This is a genomic window from Chryseobacterium elymi, assembly GCF_003385495.1.
Taxonomy (GTDB): Bacteria; Bacteroidota; Bacteroidia; order Flavobacteriales; family Weeksellaceae; genus Chryseobacterium; species Chryseobacterium elymi.
Map to the genome: position 1 here is coordinate 175,067 of NZ_QNUH01000004.1, position 17,142 is coordinate 192,208.

General features: G+C 39.0%; 12 protein-coding genes. 8 read left to right on the top strand and 4 right to left on the bottom strand.

The window, feature by feature from the left end; translation table 11 throughout:
• Nucleotides 1-15: 15 nt before the first annotated feature.
• Complete coding sequence (locus tag DRF60_RS06245) at nt 16-7,017, bottom strand: type I polyketide synthase (protein ID WP_116011369.1); 7,002 nt, start codon at nt 7,015-7,017, stop codon at nt 16-18.
• A gap of 599 nt (nt 7,018-7,616) precedes the next feature.
• Between DRF60_RS06245 and DRF60_RS06250 the strand changes: the two genes are divergently transcribed.
• From DRF60_RS06250 to DRF60_RS06265, 4 genes are all read left to right on the top strand, one after another.
• Nucleotides 7,617-8,522, top strand: a complete 906-nt coding sequence (locus DRF60_RS06250) for a universal stress protein (protein ID WP_116011246.1) — start codon at nt 7,617-7,619, stop codon at nt 8,520-8,522.
• 16 nt (nt 8,523-8,538) lie between these two features.
• The gene (locus DRF60_RS06255; protein WP_116011247.1) at nt 8,539-8,985 is read left to right on the top strand and encodes a GNAT family N-acetyltransferase; all 447 of its coding nucleotides are present in this window, start codon (nt 8,539-8,541) and stop codon (nt 8,983-8,985) included.
• 1 nt (nt 8,986) lies between these two features.
• Nucleotides 8,987-10,078: an alanine racemase gene (locus DRF60_RS06260; RefSeq protein ID WP_116011248.1), complete on the top strand. Its 1,092-nt coding sequence runs from the start codon at nt 8,987-8,989 to the stop codon at nt 10,076-10,078.
• A 169-nt stretch (nt 10,079-10,247) separates the two neighbouring features.
• Entirely contained in the window at nt 10,248-11,123 is an 876-nt protein-coding gene (locus DRF60_RS06265) for an AraC family transcriptional regulator (protein WP_116011249.1), read from the top strand.
• 74 nt (nt 11,124-11,197) lie between these two features.
• Here DRF60_RS06265 and glsA read toward each other — a convergent pair whose 3' ends face one another.
• Complete coding sequence (gene glsA / locus DRF60_RS06270; protein WP_238640082.1) at nt 11,198-12,139, bottom strand: glutaminase A; 942 nt, start codon at nt 12,137-12,139, stop codon at nt 11,198-11,200.
• A gap of 299 nt (nt 12,140-12,438) precedes the next feature.
• Here glsA and DRF60_RS06275 point away from each other — a divergent pair, with 299 nt between their 5' ends.
• From DRF60_RS06275 to DRF60_RS06290, 4 genes are all read left to right on the top strand, one after another.
• Complete coding sequence (locus DRF60_RS06275; RefSeq protein WP_116011371.1) at nt 12,439-12,855, top strand: hypothetical protein; 417 nt, start codon at nt 12,439-12,441, stop codon at nt 12,853-12,855.
• A gap of 189 nt (nt 12,856-13,044) precedes the next feature.
• Nucleotides 13,045-14,058, top strand: a complete 1,014-nt coding sequence (locus DRF60_RS06280) for an NAD-dependent epimerase/dehydratase family protein (protein ID WP_116011250.1) — start codon at nt 13,045-13,047, stop codon at nt 14,056-14,058.
• Between the two features lie 35 nt (nt 14,059-14,093).
• Entirely contained in the window at nt 14,094-14,669 is a 576-nt protein-coding gene (locus DRF60_RS06285) for a Crp/Fnr family transcriptional regulator (RefSeq protein ID WP_317125818.1), read from the top strand.
• Nucleotides 14,670-14,769: 100 nt separating this feature from the next.
• Nucleotides 14,770-15,468 carry a DUF1826 domain-containing protein gene (locus DRF60_RS06290; protein ID WP_116011252.1) on the top strand — a complete coding sequence of 233 codons (699 nt, stop codon included), beginning with the start codon at nt 14,770-14,772 and terminating at the stop codon, nt 15,466-15,468.
• Nucleotides 15,469-15,522: 54 nt separating this feature from the next.
• On the opposite strand, the gene DRF60_RS21870 is transcribed toward DRF60_RS06290, so the two are convergent.
• Together DRF60_RS21870 and DRF60_RS06300 are read right to left on the bottom strand one after the other, a co-directional pair.
• Entirely contained in the window at nt 15,523-15,624 is a 102-nt protein-coding gene (locus tag DRF60_RS21870) for a T9SS type A sorting domain-containing protein (RefSeq protein ID WP_116011372.1), read from the bottom strand.
• A 61-nt stretch (nt 15,625-15,685) separates the two neighbouring features.
• Nucleotides 15,686-16,921 carry a cation:proton antiporter gene (locus tag DRF60_RS06300; protein WP_116011253.1) on the bottom strand — a complete coding sequence of 412 codons (1,236 nt, stop codon included), beginning with the start codon at nt 16,919-16,921 and terminating at the stop codon, nt 15,686-15,688.
• Between the last annotated feature and the right edge of the window lie 221 nt (nt 16,922-17,142).

The following is a 17,142-nucleotide window of genomic DNA, read 5'->3' on the forward strand; positions in this document are numbered from 1 at the left end:
ATCGTATACAGAGGTTTACCAGTTGTTTCCAGACATGATCAATACCTGACTTTCGGTTCCGTATTTGATCTCATTAAGGAAAATTTCTTTCCCCTGGTCCAATGGAATTAAAGAAATACCGCGTCGTTCATATTCTGTTTCCAGAGTCGATGAAACCATTCCGGCTCCTTTCCATGGGCCCCAGTTGATGGAAATTACTTTCCCTTTTAATTTTTTATTTAAAGCTTTCGCATAATCATCCAGTACGGAGTTGGCCGCAGCATAATCTGTCTGACCCTTGTTTCCGTATACTGAAGCGATACTTGAAAACAGCACCACAAACTGACAATCAGCACGAAGTTGTTCTGCCAATACACGAAGCGGTTTTACTTTCGTATCGAATACGCGCTCAAATGAACTGGATGTCTTCTGCCTGAACAGTTTGTCCTCCAAAAGACCTGCTCCATGAATGACTCCGTCTAAACGGGCGTATTTATCGTAAATATTTTTTATTAAATCTGATAATCCTTCTTCGTCACAAAGATCTAAGGATTGATAGACCACTGTACTTCCCAGCTGTTCCATATCACGGATGGTTCTCAGAATCTGATTGTTTTTGAAGATTCTTACGGTCTCTTTTTCTATTTCGGAAGGAGAAGTAAAGTTTCCGGTTTTAATAAGATAGCTTCTTATTTCGTCCTTGGTTTTCATGGCTTCCACTTCTTTAAGGTCCGCTATGACATCTCTCGGATCTGCCGATCTTCCTACCAGAATATAAGTACAAGGATACGCTCCGGACATATGCTTCACCAATTCGGAAGTGATTCCCTGTCCGCCTCCGAGTACTAAAACTACAGATTCCTGATCCAGTTGGATATGAGCTTCTTCAAGGCTTGTTGACAATGGAGAAGGGATGATATCTATTTTATGCCTTTGGTCGTGTTTGTAAACGACTTCGGAAGGCTTATCTGTGGTTAATATTTCTTTTAAAGCAATCTCTGTAATCTGATCAACTTCCTGTGGTGTGCTCAGACTGATCAGCCTGCAAGAGGTTTGTTCAAATTCTCTCGCTAAGCTTTTGAAAAGTCCAGGATAGCCTTTGTAATGACGTAAAAGACGGGTATCAGTCAGTTCCTGAATATGAGCCGGAATGTCTGAAATCAGATACACCCATTTGGCTTTATCAAGATCCAGTTTCTTGATCTGATCCACGTGATCAATGATGCTGTGTTTTACGGTTGAGGAGAACAGATCCAGAATGATGAGTCCGTCAAAATCTTTAAGATCCCTTTCCGTATCTACCAATTCTGCAATAGCGCCATATTTTTCAAGGGTGTTTTTGATCGCCATCGTTTGCGGACTGTTGTCCTGAGTGATCGCAAAACGTTTTCCCTTGATGATTTCTGTATTCTGCTCTGTAGAAACATCGGTTGGCGTCAGGTCAAAACGAAGACGTGACAATAAATTCTGAACAGGTTCAACATCAGCATCGGTGTTTCCACTCATTTCACTGATCCATGAGGCCAGTCCTTTTAATGTTTTAATAGCAGCCAGTTTTTCCATCAGATCGTCGGCCTGGTCCATATCCTGACCGAAACCAATTTTGATTTTAAGGTCTCCGATAATTTCCATTCTTTTAATAGAGTCGATGCTCAGATCTGCTTCCAGATCAAGATCCAATCCCAACATTTCTTTCGGATAACCTGTTTTTTCACTAACGATATCCAGAATTATATTTTGTAGTTCTTCAAAAGAGAATGCAGATTTGCTTTCTACTTCTGCTGCCGGTGTTACTGCAGCTCCGTTTTTTTCAGGAGCAGCTGCCGGAGTTCCTGTCAATTCCGTCAACCATGAAACCAGACCGCTTAAAGTTTTGATCGATGCTAATTTTTCCATGACCGTATCTTCATCGGCATTACCTGATGTAAGCGCTCCCAGTTCACTGCGAAGCGTTCCAATGATTTCTACCCTTTTGATAGAGTCAATACTCAAATCAGCTTCCAGGTCCATTTCCATACCGAGCATTTCGTGTGGATATCCTGTTTTATCGCTGACCACCTGTAGCAATAGGGTTTTAATATCTTTTACCGGAGCCTGTTTTACAGCAACAGCAGCTGGCTTTTCTACATGGGCAGGCTGTGCAGGAATCGTCACCAAACGATCGTTCACAGGTGCTTGTACCGGCGCAGCATAAACAGGTGCAGGGCTGACTTGCGGATTCTGTCCCAGGAAGGAAAGCATCACATCACGCTGTGCCTGGATCAGCTGTTTCATGGTATTTAAATATTCCTGAAGCATACGTTCAGCGGCAGGCTGAGATTCGGCTACAGGGGCTGGTTGGTTATTCGTAAAATTGTTCATGGAAATAGGATTTAATATCGGTAATGCACCATTAGCCGGCAGATTACCTGTGGTTGGATGCGCCATTTGTCCGTTCACACGCCAGATGGCTGGATTTTTTTTATACAGTTCAGGCTGGTCTATCTGAATCAGTTTAGCCTTACGGCCATCGAAAAGTTTTTCGATACTGAAGCTTCTGCCGGTTCCAAGATATTGCGCCAGCATGGAAAGAAGATGGCTCAGCTTATTTCGGTTGCTGTCTTCCACATACAGAGTCAGCTGATCTTTTTCTAAGCAGGATTTAGTCAGTCCGGAAAGAACTTTTCCAGGACCTACTTCGATGAATATTCTGGCTCCGTCTTCATACATCGCCTGAATTTCTTCTACAAATCTTACGGGCTGTACCAAATGATCTGTCAGTCTTTCCTTTATTTCTGAAGGCGCTACAGGATAAGTTTCAGCCGTTGTATTCGACCAAACCGGGATCTGCATTTCTTGAAAAGGAATGTCTTTTAAAACCTCGTCATATAAGCCTTTAGACTTAGCCAATAACGAGCTATGGAATGCACAGGCAACTTCTAATTTCTTTGCAGAGATACGTTCCTTTTTAAGGGTTTCCATTAATTTATTGATGGCCGGCGTACTTCCTGCCACTACACATTGAGTGGGAGCATTATAATTGACCGGATAACAGCCTTCTGTTTTGTCTAATACCGACTGCAACTGTTCTCTTGTTGCGCTTACCGCAATCATAGTTCCCGGATCACCTCCTTCTACTGAATCCAGAATGGCGTGGGCTCTTTGAATACTTAGATCAACCAGTTTTTCTTCTTCAAAAACTCCGGCAAAACATAAAGCTGGCAATTCACCATAACTATGACCTGCCACCATATCCGGAATGATGTCCAGTGATTTCAGGAAGTTAGCTAAAGCCAGGTCAACCATTCCTAAAATAGGTTGTGCCAGGCGGGTATCTTTAATGGTTTCTTTCTGTTGTTTTAAAGCAGCTTCATTAAATGTTGCTGAAGGGAAAACTACTTTCTCCAATTCAGGATATCCATCGATCAGGTTACGCATGGCCGGAAAAGCTACGAACAGATCGCGGGCCATATTGATTCTCTGACTGCCCTGTCCGGGGAAAAGGAAAGCTACTTTACCGTCACGTTTATTCACCGTAAAAGTATCTTTACTTTCGATGCCGGATAATGCCAGTTCGATGTTCATCATCAAATGTTCGGCAGTATCAGCAACAATGGTTAACTGAATTGGTTTTTCTGAGCCTACCGCCAAGCTGTAAGCCATATCTTTTAAAGGAATATCACCATTAACCTCCAATAGAGATTTGATCTGTGACAATTGAATTTTTGCATCCTCATACGTATCCCCACGGAATACAAATAATTCTGACGGCCAGGATTGCAATACGGCAGAATCGTCTTCCTTAGGATGGTTCGCAATGACCGTATGGAAATTGGTTCCTCCGAATCCAAAAGCACTGATTCCGGCATAACGGTTTTTCCCACTCCATAATCCGCTTTCTGTGTAAAAAGCAAAAGGACTGGTTTGGGCATTATAATAAGCATTAGGCTGCTGTAAGTGAAGTGTCGGTGGTTTTACGCCGTGGTATACCGCCAGTGAAGCTTTGATTAGTCCGGCTAATCCGGCCGCACATTTGGTATGCCCGATCTGCGTTTTCACGGAGCCTAAATGAGTTTGTCCCGGTATCGCTCCTGAGCGGCTGAATAAATTCGTCAGTGCACTCAGTTCGGTTTTATCTCCAACTACAGTTCCGGTTCCATGGGCTTCCACTAAACCAACTGATGCAGGACTAATCCCCGCTTGGGAATAAGCACGTTCTAAAGCACGTACCTGCCCTATTTTTCTCGGGGCCGTAAGACCCAGTGCTTTTCCGTCACTTGATCCTCCCACTCCTTTGATGACAGAATAAATACGATCGCCATCGCGAACGGCATCTTCATATCTTTTTAAGACAAGGATTGCCACTCCTTCTCCAAGGGCAATTCCGTCGGCTTCCCCATCAAATGTGGCACATCTTCCTTTTCTGGAAAGTGCGTGGGTGCTGGAAAACATCAGATAATCATTGATTCCGTTATGTAAATCCGCTCCTCCGGCAAGAACCATATCGGATTTCCCTAATATCAGTTCCTGACAGGCCAGATCAATAGCTGCCAGAGAAGAAGCACACGCCGCATCTACCGTGAAATTTCTTCCCCCCAGATCCAGACGGTTTGTAATCCTACCTGCGATCACATTCGCCAAAATACCAGGGAATGAATCTTCCGTCGTATGGGGAAATGCCTGTTTCACTTCTTCATGAAGTTCTCCGAAAACCTGTTTATAGTATCCTCTGAAACTATAGCTGTTGGCCAGATCATTACCGCCTTCAGCGCCTATAATAACAGAGATATTTTCTCTGTTGATGTGTTTTTCTCCATAGCCTGCATCTTCCATGGCACGTTTAGCAACCAATAAGGTCAACAGCTGCGTGGGTTCAATGGCAGCAAGGGATTGTGGAGGAATTCCAAAGGCTAAAGGATCGAAATCAATTTTCGGAATAAATCCGCCCCATTTGGAGTGAGATACATCCGGTCCGTCTGAATCCGGATGGTAATACAATTCTTTATTCCAGCGCTCATCAGGAACTTCTGTGACACTGTCCCTTCCTAAGATGATGTTTCGCCAGTATTCTTCAAGGTTTTTAGCGCCCGGGAAAATACATTCCATCCCGACAATCGCTACATCCAGAGGCTTTTCTGTGGATACCGGCTGTTCCGGTAAAGCGGCCTCTTCAATATATTTATAGTTATCAATACTTACGTTCTGATGAAGGGATGCAAGGGAAATCACACGGTTTTGCATGGTGGCTACCTGACCGATCATGTACATTCCCAAATCCAGCTGCTCATTTTTAGGAACATTAACCAACTTGTCTCCCTGACGATCGATCCCTTTTGCGGCAATCCTAAGTCGGCCTACATTTAGTTTTTCAAGCTGTTCCCATACTTCTTTTTTATCCATTCCGGCTGCCAGAAGTTTGATTTTCTCGGTACTGAAATGTTTAGCAAAAGCTGTATTTAAGCAACGTGTTTCGTGTCCCGGTGCTGTTTCCAGTAAAACCGTGTCTTTTGCCTGCATAGCCTGCACCTGGAATTCTTCCTGAATAGCTCCGGTACGTACAGCTTCTTCCGTATACAGATAGGCTGTACCGATCAGTACTCCAACCTTTACGCCTCTGGCTGCTAACGGAGCTGCCATGATAGAAACGAATGCTGTTGAAAATGCATTATGAATTCCGCCTGCAAAAAATACGCTGATATTTTCAGGATGTTCTTCTTTTAAAATACGTTCAATCTGTTTTTCCCAAAGAACCATGCTTGAAAGCGGGCCTACGTGGCCTCCGCACTCACGGCCTTCAAAGATGAAATTGGTAGCGCCTTCTTTCAGGAAAATATCCAGCAATGCAGGAGAAGGAACGTGAAGGAAGGTGGTAATTCCCGCCTTTTCAAATACCTTGGCCTGTGCAGGTCTTCCTCCGGCAATAAGAACTACGGGAGGCTTTGCTTCCAATATATAAGAAGTCTGTTCTTCTCTCAGTTCCTGGGGAACAAATCCAAGAATACCTACACCCCACGTTTTTTCACCAGCCAGTTTTTTGGTTTCCATCACCAAAGCTTTCGCCGGCTCACCTTTAAGTAACGATAAAGCGACAAAAGGTAAAGCACCTGCATCTGCTACCGCATTGGCAAACAACGGAACATCACTGACACGGGTCATTGGTCCCTGAGCAATAGGATAACGTAATCCAAGCTTTTGAGCCAATATGTTATTTTCACTGATCACTTCAAGTTCTTTAGCCTGCTTCAGGTGACCATACATAGCTTCTTTGAATCCAAAAATCATTCTTTTCAGATTTTTGAAATCTTCATACAGATCTGTTGCTAACGAGATATCCTGACCCATAGGAATGTAATTTTCACTCAAATCAAGGCCGATGAAATATTCTCTAAGCTCTTGAGCCGTGATATTTTCCTTTAGCACAGGTGAATTGGGCCTCACCAATACCCGATGATTGGCTATTATTTTAGTTTCGGTACCGTTCAGTTTTGAGCAAAGGTCTTTGATTTCCCGCGACACAGAACTTTCCGGGAACAGGGCTAGCTGACTATCCAAAACAATGCCGGCGGCTCCTAATGCTTTCACAGCAGCGGCTGTATGAATCCCTACTCCTCCATGCACCCAAACAGGAATAGAGGTAATTTCTTTGATGACACGCTGAAATAATACAAATGTGGACTCATAGCCAACCAGGCCACCTGCTTCATTTCCTTTTATAATAATTCCTTCGGCACCCGACTGTTCGGCCAACCTGGCTTCATCTAAACTGGTCACCTGATAAACAACGGGAAGGTCGGGTATAAGGTTCATTAAAACACCGGACGGAAGGATGGCCAACCTGACTTTTTCGGGAATCTGAAGGGATATGAATTTGTCGTTCGGCAGATAAATCCCATAAGAAGGTATATCTGACTGGTTCATTTGATTCAGCGCTTTCTGAGCTGCTTTTGAATCATGTCCTAAGCTTAAGACGGGAAACGCACCTGCCTCATGCAATTTCAGCATAAGATTAACATCCGGCTTTTCAAAAGGCGTCACACCAATAATGGTTAAGTTTTTCATTGCATTCATGGTATTGAGATAATAATTGGGAAATTATATAACAAAACTCACAACCTTTCGGTATAAAGAGCATTTATCAATTATTAGGGAATAAAAATAATGAATTTATATTGTATTTCTATCTATAAACAAAAATTAATAACAATTTTTTAATAATAAATTATTATTAATTAAATACAAATAAAAAAGTGTTTTATATTTCAAATTTTAAGAAACAAGACAGTACATCCTATTATATTCAATTATAAATGTTTATAACCGAATAATACAAAGCAAATATAAAAATAAAAAAGATAATATTTCAAAAATAAGGGAATTATTTTTCCAATATTACAAAGAGTATTTATTGAAGAGGGCTTCATTCACGGATAGGATCCAAAGCATTTACGGATAAAAATAAAAGCACTTTCCGATTAGCCTGTAAAAGCCAAAAATTCGTCTTGTTCTGACCAACATCCATCACTTTATGAAAATTTACCTTTTATTCAAATCCCTAATAAAAGTAAAATATACCACTTTACCAGTCTTTTCTAACACGTTCTTCATGATATCCGCAGTAATTTTGCAACTCAATGACTGGATGATCAAAAAATATAAAGATGAATACAGCAATAAAAAATATACTGGTTCCTACAGACCTCTCTGAAAAATCACTCAATGCTATAGAAATGGCTGTGCAGATGGCGATCCGTCACCATGCGAGGATCATTCTCTTTCATATGATTCCCAATTATTTCATGATTGACCGAACGGGGAAACAAGTGATTGGCTACAAAACCATCGAGGAAAACACAATAAAAGTACAGGCCGGTCTTGATGCCCTGAAAACGGCACTGACTGAAAGATACGAGGGGTTAAAAATTGAAACCAAAATTAGGCATCAAGATCTTGTGGATAGTATGAATGACTTTGTGGTCTCAGAAAATATCGATCTGGTAGTGGTAGGAACATCCGGAAGACAAAAATTAAAACAATTGATTCTGGGTTCATCTTCTTATCATATGCTTTCTTACGTACACTGTTCCGTATTATTGGTTCCTGAAACGTGTACCCATTACAGTTTTAAAAAGATTCTCTTTCCGGTACGGGTCCTTGATAATCTTAATGCCAAGCTGGAATTATCTCTCATTATTGCCAAAAAAAATCAAGGTGTCATCAGTCTTTTAGGTATCAGCGATGAATATGGCCCGGAGAGCTTGACCAATGCTTTTCTAGATCTGAAAAAACAACTGCATATGAGATCTGCTGATTATACTTCAGAGTTTTTACTGACTCGAAATAAAGCCATAGAGATCTCAGAGTTTTCAAAAAAAAAGGCTGCTGATCTTATCATTTTAAATTATGAAGATGAGGAAAGCTGGAAATCTATTTTCTCTGAAAACTTTTTAAAGAAAATAATCAATGCTACTGATGTCCCTTTACTATTCTTAAAACCAAAAATCACCATAAAAATTCCACAAGGAAATCCTAACGCATACGATATAACCCTGCCCTGCCCGGGATAATTTAATTAAAAAGAAAATGATCACAATACATACCTATACTGAAGAAAGAACTGCGAATGAACAGCAGAAGCTAAATATAACAGAATTCCTTTTCCATCATCTGGAACAATATGGAGATCCTAAATACGATATAGAAAAATCCATCAACTATGCCATGGGCGAAGACCACAAACCCGGCGGAATTGTTTTGGCAGCCGTAAATGAAAGTACCGGTACACTGGCAGGGGCTTTGGTCATCAATAAAACAGGAATGGATGGCTATATTCCTGAAAATATCCTTGTCTATATTGCGACCGACAAAAATCTTCGGGGAAAAGGAATCGGTAAAAAACTCATGCAATATGCTATTGACATTTCTAAAGGAGATATTGCACTCCATTGTGAACCGGATAATCCGGCCAAGCATTTGTATGAAAAGCTGGGATTTGCAAGTAAATATCTTGAAATGCGGTTAAAAAAATAACATGTCACACATCACATTAAACTCTGATAAACTTCTTTATAATTTCACATTTCTGGATAAGCTTTTCAGCCGGAGTCATATTGACTGGGCTATTGTAGGAAAGCTGCTATGCGGAAATGAGAAATTTCTGAGTGTTTTGCTGGAAATATCAAACAAAGAGATTTGCGACTCGCGGTTAAGTAACTTGAAAACGATCAAAAAGCTTTCGCCCAAAACACAGACTGTTTATATAAAACCGCCTGCTCAAAGGCTGGCAAAAAGCATTGTGGAATTTGCCGATGTCAGTTTCAACACAGAAATTAATACGATCAAAGCTCTTTCTGAGGAAGCTGTAAAACAGCAAAAAATTCATAAGATTGTTATAATGGTTGAAATGGGTGAATTACGGGAGGGGATTATGGCTAAAAACCTGCCTCAATTTTATGGGGAAGTTTTACCATATCCAAATATTGAGGTTGTAGGAATAGGCACCAACCTGAATTGCCTTAACGGAATACTTCCTGATGAGAAAAAACTGACTAAGCTAAACCGCTATAAAGAAATAGTGGAGGAAACCTATGGAATGAAAATACCTTATATTTCAGCAGGCTCTTCTGTAACAATTCCTTTGATTTTCAAAAATCAGATTCCTGACGGGATCAATCATTTCAGAGTTGGAGAAACCTTGTTTTTCGGAACAGATGTGTATCAGGATTCTCTGATCAGCGGAATGTACCAGGATGTCTTCTGTCTTACGGTGGAGATTATTGAAATCATTGAAAAACCAGTAATCCCAGCCGGAGAGGTAGGGACTAACCTATCCGGAGAAAGCCCTCAATATGATGCTAAAGATCTGGGCAAAAAATCCACCAGAGCTATCGTAGATATTGGACTACTGGATATTGACCCTAAAAATATAAGCCCTTTTCTTCAGGGGATAGAGATTATCGGGGCCAGTTCAGATATGCTTATTTTAGATCTGGGAACGAACGATTCCCAATTTAAAGTGGGAGATACACTGGATTTCAACATGGATTATATGGCGGTATTACGTGCTATGAATTCGGATTATGTCGATAAGAAAGTGAGAAAAGTCTTTTTGCAGGATAACTGAAAATTTCAGAACTGAAAAATCAATAAAAACAGGTAAACAAAGTTTGACATCAAGAATCCGACTTATTATTAAGACGGCTTCCCAGTAAAACAATCGTAAAAACACCACCTAAAACCGGGGAATCAAAAGGAATTATTTTATCTTTATACCTGAGCATTAAAAAACGTCCATGCTAAATCAGGAAATTCAAATTCTTACTTTAAACAAACTCAGTACCCATGCCAGTCTACGGTCCGGGATGGCTATTCTGACTATGAATGAATTTCTGTGGAAAGTAAAAAAGGAAGGTCATTTCAAAAATAAATTTTATGCCGTTTTCCTTTTTATGGACTGCACAGGCTCTTTACAGATCGATAGTCAATCCTTTGATCTTATCCCTCATCAGTTCTTTTTTCTTAATTACAATCAGGTTTACAGCTTTCAGGATACAGGATCCTGCGAAGGCTATGCCCTATTGTTTACAAAATCTTTTTATAACTACATCTATACCGGTAATAAGGTGATAAAAAGTGATACTGCTCTGGTCGAAATTTCTCCGTATATCACCCTGAAAAATGAAAGTCGAAAAGATCAATGGCAAAGCTTTGAAGAGCTAAAAAAAGAATATTTTTCGGAGAAACCTCTGTTCAAAGAGGTTACCTGCCTTCTGCTTAAGGTGTTTGTATTGAAATATATCCGCTATTCTCACAAAACCTCTCATATCAATACCCAATCTGACCGTAAAAAAACACTGGTTGATGAATTTAACAATCTGGTTAATATTAATTTTAAAGAACTGAAAACCACTTCCAGCTATGCAGAAAAATTAAACATCACCCCTAATTATCTCAATGCGATCATTAAGGAAAGCCTGGATATACCTGCCGGAAAAATCATTAAAAACCGGGTCGTTCTGGAAGCAGAACGGCTTTTATTGCACACTACCCTTTCCATTACAGAAATTTCCTACGAACTTGGCTTTAATGATAAATCACACTTTGGAAAGTATTTCAAGTCTGAAAAAGGTTCTTCTCCCAATCAATACAGGAAGGCTAATATGGGATAAACTGTTAATAATGCTCCCCAGAACCAAAGTGCACGCTGTATTTTGCAGAATCAGTGTTTTTTTAAATAAGCTTTTTAAAATAAACTCAGATTATACTGTTTTACCAGGTCTAAAATCATATGATAGCCCGCTGCAGAATTTCCATGTTGATCCAATGCCGGGCTGAAAACACCAATTCCCATTTTTCCGGGAACACTTACGGCAATTCCGCCTCCAACGCCGGATTTGCTCGGAAGGCCTACGGTTCTTGCATATTCTCCACTGAATTCGTACATGCCGGCGATGAGCATTTGCGATTGTATCAACCTTGCCAGCTCTTCATTTTTATAGGTAGAATCGCCGTCGAACCGAACGCATTGATTAGCAAAGAAATAACCTATTTTAGCTAAATCTTCTGCAGTAAGCTCTATAGAACACTGCTTGAAATAATTGTCCAGCTGATCTTCATTTCCTGAGATTAATCCGTTATTTTTCATCAGGTAAAACATGCCACGGTTACGGTGGCCTGTAGATTTTTCGGATTCGTAAACGGATGTGTTGTAGTCAATTGTATTATTTTTGGTTATATACCTTACCAGATTCAAAATTTTAAGAAATGGTTTTTCACCTTCTCCTGAAATGAGTGAAGTGGTAAGAATAGCTCCTGCATTCATCATCGGATTCAATGGCTTACCCGTAGTTTCAAGATTGGAAAAGTGATTGAAGGGCTTATCGGTCCCAAAGTAGCCCATTTTATTAAAGACATCTGCTTCGCCTTTTTCACTGACAGCGATCATTAATGCAATAATTTTGGAAATACTCTGCATGGTAAATTTTTTATGAACATCGCCGGTATTAAAGATTTTACCGTTTTTACCAACCACTGAAAAAGCAATTGCCTTAGCATCCATTTTTCCCAGTTCAGGAATGTAATCAGCCACTTTTCCTTGCGTATAATAGGTTCTGTTTTTTTCCAGAATGTTGCTTAAGGTTTTTTCCGAAATTGCAGAAATATCTGCTGTTTTCTGAGCATACATTACCGTATTTAAGGAAAGAAAAGCTGCAATACAGATTGCTTTTGCAGGAAGTAAGAAACTATTATTGTTCATAGAGGTATTTTCGGCCAACAACTTATCATCAGCCCTGAAAAACAAAGATAAAGCATTTCCTCGTCTGCCAGCAAATCTACCGGAAAATATCAGTTCACAGTTTTGTTCTCCTAATTTAAGTATTTCTACCCAAAGCCGTAATTGGTCATTTGTACTCTAAAATGACTGCATATTTCTTTGTTACTTTGAAATACAGAACAATCAATAAAAAACTAATAAAATTCAATATGGAAACTACAAACACTGGCTTCAATGCCAATTCTTCCGGCCAGCTTCAATTGGGTGGAGGTGCACAATTCTGGGTTTATCTTTCACCTCAGAATAATACTGCTAAAATGATTTCTACATGGCGTATCACATTCTCACAGGGTAACTGGAGCGATTCGATTTCCAGCGATAACCCGACGAAACAAATTCAGACGCCCAATCTTTCGGGTATTTTTGGGATTAAAGTAGAGTTATTAAGCGGTTCTACCGGTACATGGCGCCAGATTCCGCCTCAGGCAGGAAGTTATAATGAGATAGGCTGTAATTCGAACTGTGCTTCTATGGTAGGTGTTGTTGCTGACAGTACTAGCCCTCCTCCAGGAGCTATAAATGCACATTTCTGGACAACCTGGGATGCTATGTGTAAAGCAGGATAAAATAATCATCTCATGGCATTAAGCTGCCAGCTATTATTTAAGGACATCCTATACAAAAACAGATGAAGCCGTTTCACTATTGAGATGGCTTTATTCTTTTATCGCAGAAACCGTCTGAACATTATCTAACAAAAGTCAAGTGCATTGGCAAACGGTTATAGGAACTTTGTGTCATTAAAATAAGCAATTATGATACAGAAAAATCTGGCTTTAGTTTCCGGGGCCAACGGACATTTAGGAAATAACCTGGTAAGATTCCTGATTAAAAAAGGAGTTCCTGTAAGAGCCAGCGTAAGAAATATTAAAAATAAAGCACCATTTACAGGGTTGGACTGCGAGGTGGTACAGGCAGATATTACCGACAAATCGTCTTTTATAAAAGCTTTACAGGGAGTGGAAACATTCTATGCAGTAGGAGCATCTTTCAAGCTGTGGGCAAAGGATCCTGAAACAGAAATTTATGATGTGAATATCCTGGGAACAATAAATACTATTGAAGCTGCAGCAGAAGCAGGTGTAAAACGTATTGTTTATGTAAGCTCTATAGCGGCATTAGATTATACAAAACTCCCTACTAAAGAAAGTTACGGCTATAATCCTGACCGCAGGGACATGTATTACAATTCTAAAAACGATGGTGAAAAGCTGGCCTTTGAACTGGCCAGGAAACTGGGAATAGAAATAGTGTCCGTGATGCCTTCAGCAATGATCGGAAGTGAAGCTTTTTTACCGCTGAATGTTTCTTACGGAGTTTTAAAGCTTATTCTCAATAAAGAAATCCCGGTAGATACTAAAATAACCCTGAACTGGATTGATGTAAAAGATGTAGCGGAAGGTTGCTATCTGGCTGCACAGAAAGGCAGAAACGGAGAGCGCTATATCCTTGCCAATGAGAAGTGTATGACCATTACAGATACTACTATCCTGGCCAATATATTATTTCCTGAGCTGAAGATCAAAATACCCGGTTCGGTACCTAAGTCTATTTTATTTATCATTGCCGGAATTATGGAGCTTACTGCTAAAATACAGAAAAAGCCACCTGTTCTGACCCGCAAGGATATTGCCATGTTTTCGGGCTTGCAGCAAGATTTCGACATTACAAAAGCAAGAAAAGAATTGGGATTCAACCCCAAAAGTCCGGAACAGGCAGTAAAGGAAGCATTACTTTATTTAATGGAGCATAAGGAGCTGTTGAAATAGTTATTGTAAATTTGAATATATAACTACTATAAGGTATGATGCAGCAGAAATTAATTGATTTTATCCAATCCGGACATCCTCTTTCCCGAATGGATAAGGATTTGATCTTCCAATATTTTGAACCGGTACTTTTTCCTAAAAACCGTATTATTGAAGAAGCGGGAAAAGTACCGGAATACCTTTATTATATTATATCAGGTTATTTACGTCTTTTCCATTATAATGAAAATGGAGATGAGGTGACCACGCATATCAACTGCCCTCCGGGATTTTTTACTTCTTATTTTAATTTCATAAATACAGCAAAGTCTAATGAAAATGTTGAATGCATCACTGAATGTGAGCTTTTAAGAATCACCAAGACGGATCTCGATTCTTTAACTTCAAAAAGTGAAGCTATGAAAGATTTCAGCATAGAAGTTTTCCAAAAATCTATTGTCTATAATGAAACCCGATCCACTGAGCTGGCCACTCTTTCCGGAGAAAAACGTTACAGGAAACTTATTGAAAATTATCCAGGAATCCTGCATAATGTTCCTATTACTTATATTGCTTCTTTTCTGGGAATGAAGCCGGAAAGTCTGAGCCGTATCCGCCGGAAACTGATATAAAAAATTAATTCCAGGAATAAAAATCCAAATAATATCTGGTGCTCGTCATCACTATCTTCTTATCTAATCCTTATTTTTGCAGAGCATTAAGCAACCTCTAATGAATCTAAAATTTTCCGACCATAATCAAATTGGAATAGTTTCTACTTTTTCTGAACTTGTAAATACCAATTTTCAGGGAGCTATGAATGCAATTTGCTGGAGCAGAAATTTAACCGGTGATTTTAAAGAAATTGTATCTCAACTTGAATTAAAGGAGAATATTACAGAAGTTTCCATTGAAGACCTTTTAGCGCTACAGCTATCAGAAGAAGGTCATACTGCAAGGAAAATTATCTTAGGTGATTTACAGCAATTAACTGATTTCGGAGCCTCACCTTCACTCAATTTACTCAAAAGTTATGAGCGAGATGAGGAGTTCGATTTCATATCAACAGACGTATATTCGTATCATGTGGACCGTTCGCCTGTGGGTACCCAGACTTTTCTATGTACCTACCATGGTGCTTCAAGTGATATCTTACCCAATAATCAGGCTACACAAAAAATCCTGATTCCTGAAATCCGGGAAAAGCTTAAAAAATTATATGATGGTCCGGAAGCCGAATTTGAAATGTTCCTGAAAGACTGTTTCTTCGATCTTCATTATCAACCCACACCTAATGCCCGACCTATAAATTTAGGATTAGGGCATCTTTGGAAATTGGCAGTAGATCATCCCGGACAGCAAGTCCTGCCCTGTGTTCATAGGGCTCCTGTTGAAAATGATGGTGAATGTAGGCTGCTTTTGATTTGTTGAATGAAAATTGATATGTGTTTATATTAGATAACATTAAAGAAAAGAATGCTAACTTTATTCCTTGATGACTTTTTTATTACTTACCATTCCATTTTCAGTATATTTTAATATATATGTCCCTTTTTCCAAATTAGAAACATTTAGTGTTCTTAAAATCTCTTTTAATTTGAGAAAGCTTAGAAGATTCGCTTAAGGTTATTTTATCTGGCTGAATATATTAAGCGGTTAATTTTTTGATAACTTTTTCAACAGTAATTCCCTGAATAAGTATTGAGAAAATTACAATCACAAAGGTAATGGATACCAGAATGTTTTTATAGGGATTTTGTGGTAAAGATAAAGCTAAAGCTATAGATATTCCTCCTCTGAGCCCTCCCCATGTCATAATAAACAGGGATTTTGTTCCGAAAACCTTTTTAAACCTGAATAAAGCAGCAGGAATATATAATGATACAAAACGGGCAATTATAATGATGAATGCGGTAATAACTCCTATTGTAAGATAGCTTAGGTCGAATGAAACTATTACGATCTCAAGCCCTATCAGCATAAATAAAATGGCATTAAGTACCTCATCCGTTACTTCCCAGAATTTACCCAGATAATCTCTTGTAATATCGCTCATAGCAAGTTCTTTTCCTCTATTTCCGGTCATTAAACCTGCTATTACCATAGCCAATGGACCTGAAACATGAATAGAGTGGCAAAGACTGTAACCTCCCATTACCATTGCTAAAGAAATTAAAATTTCAGTTTGAAAATGATCTATGGATTTCATTAGCTTATATCCTATGAAACCTATAACAAGCCCCATGAAAATACCTCCTACGGCTTCATGGATAAACAGTATTCCAATATCAGCAATCCCAAAGTTTTCGGCTCCTACGCTGGCTATTTTTAAAATCGTTGCAAATATTACGACTCCTATACCATCATTGAAAAGGGATTCTCCAACAATATTGGTCTCTATATTTTTGGATAGATTGGTTTTCTTCAAAATTCCCATAACTGCTATTGGATCAGTAGGTGAGATCAAGGCGCCAAATAAAAGGCAATAGATTAGTGGAATAGGCTGGTTAAAAGCAGTGAGTAAATAAAATAAACTGCAACCTACCACTAAAGTAGAAATTAATGTTCCAACCGTGGCAAAACTGATGATGCTTTTAGCCGATTTTTTCAAATCAGGGATGGAAACGTGCATTGAACCTGCAAACAAGAGAAAACTCAATAGGATACCTAATAAAAATTCAGAAAAATCAATCAACACCAGTTTTTCTCTTATCATTTCTGTAAATCCTTTTGAAAAATACCCTGTAACAATTACTCCGGTAGCAACTAAAACTCCCATGAGCATCAAGCTGATTCCGGAAGGAAGTTTGAAAAACTTTATGTTGATATAAGAAAAAAATGCGGCAAGTGTAATAAGGATAGAAAAGATTAGAAAAAGTTCCATAAATATGTTTTTTTAGAGGCTACAAAAATACTAAATCTAACTCTCTGTAACATACTTAAATTATATATATTTAACTTTTATTTTATATTTTTTTTAACATATATTAAAGCCAATATACCTTGCGATTGTTGGTACCCATCTTTACCATTCTAATACTCAATATCTGGCTAGAGGTTATTATTTAGGATATCTATTTTATTTATACATATTTTATTTTTCAA

What these genes read in the sequence shown, in the direction of transcription:
- DRF60_RS06245 (WP_116011369.1), bottom strand. Translation starts at nt 7,017, where the DNA reads ATGAAAAACTTAACCATTATTGGTGTGACGCCTTTTGAAAAGCCGGAT.
- DRF60_RS06290 (WP_116011252.1), top strand. Translation starts at nt 14,770, where the DNA reads ATGAATCTAAAATTTTCCGACCATAATCAAATTGGAATAGTTTCTACT.
- glsA (WP_238640082.1), bottom strand. Translation starts at nt 12,139, where the DNA reads ATGTATGCTCAGAAAACAGCAGATATTTCTGCAATTTCGGAAAAAACC.
- DRF60_RS06255 (WP_116011247.1), top strand. Translation starts at nt 8,539, where the DNA reads ATGATCACAATACATACCTATACTGAAGAAAGAACTGCGAATGAACAG.
- DRF60_RS06285 (WP_317125818.1), top strand. Translation starts at nt 14,094, where the DNA reads ATGATGCAGCAGAAATTAATTGATTTTATCCAATCCGGACATCCTCTT.
- DRF60_RS06275 (WP_116011371.1), top strand. Translation starts at nt 12,439, where the DNA reads ATGGAAACTACAAACACTGGCTTCAATGCCAATTCTTCCGGCCAGCTT.
- DRF60_RS06260 (WP_116011248.1), top strand. Translation starts at nt 8,987, where the DNA reads ATGTCACACATCACATTAAACTCTGATAAACTTCTTTATAATTTCACA.
- DRF60_RS06280 (WP_116011250.1), top strand. Translation starts at nt 13,045, where the DNA reads ATGATACAGAAAAATCTGGCTTTAGTTTCCGGGGCCAACGGACATTTA.
- DRF60_RS06250 (WP_116011246.1), top strand. Translation starts at nt 7,617, where the DNA reads ATGAATACAGCAATAAAAAATATACTGGTTCCTACAGACCTCTCTGAA.
- DRF60_RS06300 (WP_116011253.1), bottom strand. Translation starts at nt 16,921, where the DNA reads ATGGAACTTTTTCTAATCTTTTCTATCCTTATTACACTTGCCGCATTT.
- DRF60_RS06265 (WP_116011249.1), top strand. Translation starts at nt 10,248, where the DNA reads ATGCTAAATCAGGAAATTCAAATTCTTACTTTAAACAAACTCAGTACC.